Here is a 2,231-nt window from a genome sequence, read left to right on the forward strand (position 1 = left end):
CTGCCGGCGAACAAGTGGTTCTTGCGGCCGAGCGCAACGGGACGGATGGCCCGCTCGACCGGGTTGGTGTCGAGCTCGACACGACCATCGGTGAGGAAGCGGGTCAGTCCGGTCCAACGCGACAGCGCATAGCGGACCGCTTCTGCAAGCGTGCTGCGTCCGGAGATGTGCTGGAGCTGCGCTTCCAGCCAGGCATGGAAGGCGGCAACAACGGGTTTCGATCGCTGCAGCCGCGCCGCAAGCCTAAGGGCCGGCGCCTGTCCGCGCACATCCGCCTCGACGGCATAGATTTCACCGATCCGGCGCAGCGCCTCAGTCGCCACGGGCGATCCCGTCGCTTCGACCACGTCATAGAACTTGCGCCTGGTATGCGCCCAGCAGGCGGCAAGAACGATGTCGCCACGGGCAGCGAGTTGTTCAAAACCGGCATAACCATCGACATGCAGCACGCCCTTGAAGTGCTGAAGATGCGATACCGGGCGCTCGGCCTTTCGGTCCGGCGCAAACAGGTAGACTGCTGCCGGCGGCTCGGGTCCGGCCCAGGGTCGCTGCTCACGGGCATAGACCCACAACCGCCCCGTCTTGGTCCGCCCACGGCCCGGATCGAGCACCGGCACCGGTGTGTCGTCGGCGAACAGATGGTTGGAGGCGAACACGCTCTTCACCAGCCGCTCGTGCAGGGCTTCCAGCCACCAGCATGCGCCGCCGACCCATCCCGCCAGCGTCGAGCGCGCCAGATCGACACCGTGGCGGGCGAAGATCTGCGATTGCCGGTAGAGCGGCGTGTGATCGCAATATTTGGAGACCAGAACCTGCGCCAGAAGTGCCGGCGTTGCCAATCCGCCGGCGATCAACCGCTCCGGCGCAGCCACTTGCGCTATCGTCTCGCAGACACGGCAAGCGTATTTCGGGCGCGTGATGCGGACAACGCGAAGCTGTGCCGGAACCCAGTCGAGCATCTCGCTGACGCTCTCGCCGATCGCATGGAGTGCGCCGCCACAGCACCCACAATACGCTTCTTCGATGTCGAGCCGCACGTCCTCGCGCGGCAGATGATCGGGCAGTGGCTTGCGATGGGATGGCCGCTCCAACGGTGGATGGATGCTCGGTCTGCTCTCCCGGATGCGGGCGATGTCGGCGTCAAGGTCTTCCAGGGCGAGCGCCAGTTGATCGGGGTCGAGGCGCTCGGAACGCCTGCCGAACTGCGCCCGCTGGAGCTTCTTGATGATCGATTGGAGGCGTTCGATCTCGCCATCGCGGCTCTCGACGGCAGCTGCCATATCGCGCAGCAGACGCTGCAAAAGTGCTGGATCGGACGGCAGATTGTCGAGATCGATCAACATGATCCAATCTACCATGAACCGCTCAAAAACCCAAGGATTCCGGTAGTTTCCGTGTCGATCGGAGGACCGTTTTCAGCCGGCCAGAGCCGGTCTCCAGACACGCTCCGGTGTGCGCCAGTCGATGCCCTCGATCAGCATGGCAAGCTGTGCCGGCGTCAGCGTGATCGAGCCATCATAACCTGCCATACGCGGCCACACGAAGCTGCCCTGGTCGAGCCGTTTGGTGAACAGACACAGCCCGTTGCCATCCCAGAAAACGATTTTGAGCAGCGACGCCTTCTTTCCGCGGAAGGCAAACAGATGACCCGAGAACGGGTCCTGCTTCAGCGTTGCCTGGACCAGCATGGCGAGCCCGTCGAGGCCTTTCCTCATGTCGGTGTGACCCAGCGCCAGATGCACCTTCACCCCCGCCGGAACGATCATCATGATGCAGTCCCTCCGCTGTCGACGAACGCTCGTACTGCAACAGGATCACTGCCTGCAGGTGCAAAGACACGCCGCCCATCCGGCAGTTCGATTGCCATCATCCCGTCAGGGGGCTGCACAAGGTTCTGCAGCGCGAGTGCCGCTGCCGCGTCCGTTGCCAGCGTCACAGATGCCAGTTTCGCTTGCTTCTTCTGCGTCACGCCGAATTCCGCGCGCCAGCGAAACAGGATGCCGGTCGCGATCCCATGCCGGCGCGCGACAGCCGAGACCGTTGCACCTGCAGCTTCACTCTCTTGCACGATGGTGAGCTTCTGTGCGTCCGTGAAGAACCGGCGGCCGCGCGCGGCGGGAGTGTCATCTGGACGCCCTGTCAAGCTGTTTTCGGACGTCGCGCCGTTAGTGATATCACTAACGGTCGGGCGGGCGGAGGGATGAAGATGTGCCCGCCAGTCGATATCCAGT

At 63.8% G+C, this 2,231-nt stretch carries 3 protein-coding genes; all 3 read right to left on the reverse strand.

Annotated elements, in window-relative coordinates:
• On the reverse strand, positions 1–1,343 hold a 1,343-nt coding region (gene tnpC / locus ACSQ3E_RS30780; protein ID WP_436125505.1), incomplete at its 3' end, for an IS66 family transposase.
• A gap of 72 nt (positions 1,344–1,415) precedes the next feature.
• Positions 1,416–1,769, reverse strand: coding sequence for an IS66 family insertion sequence element accessory protein TnpB (gene tnpB, locus ACSQ3E_RS30785; protein ID WP_182574749.1), 354 nt, complete (start codon positions 1,767–1,769; stop codon positions 1,416–1,418).
• Positions 1,766–2,231 (reverse strand): IS66-like element accessory protein TnpA (gene tnpA, locus ACSQ3E_RS30790; protein ID WP_436125504.1); only part of this gene is annotated, 466 nt, incomplete at its 5' end. The genes tnpB and tnpA, both read right to left, overlap by 4 nt.

This window comes from Aminobacter sp. LjRoot7 (genome assembly GCF_964252895.1).
In the GTDB taxonomy this organism is placed as follows: domain Bacteria; phylum Pseudomonadota; class Alphaproteobacteria; order Rhizobiales; family Rhizobiaceae; genus Aminobacter; species Aminobacter aminovorans_B.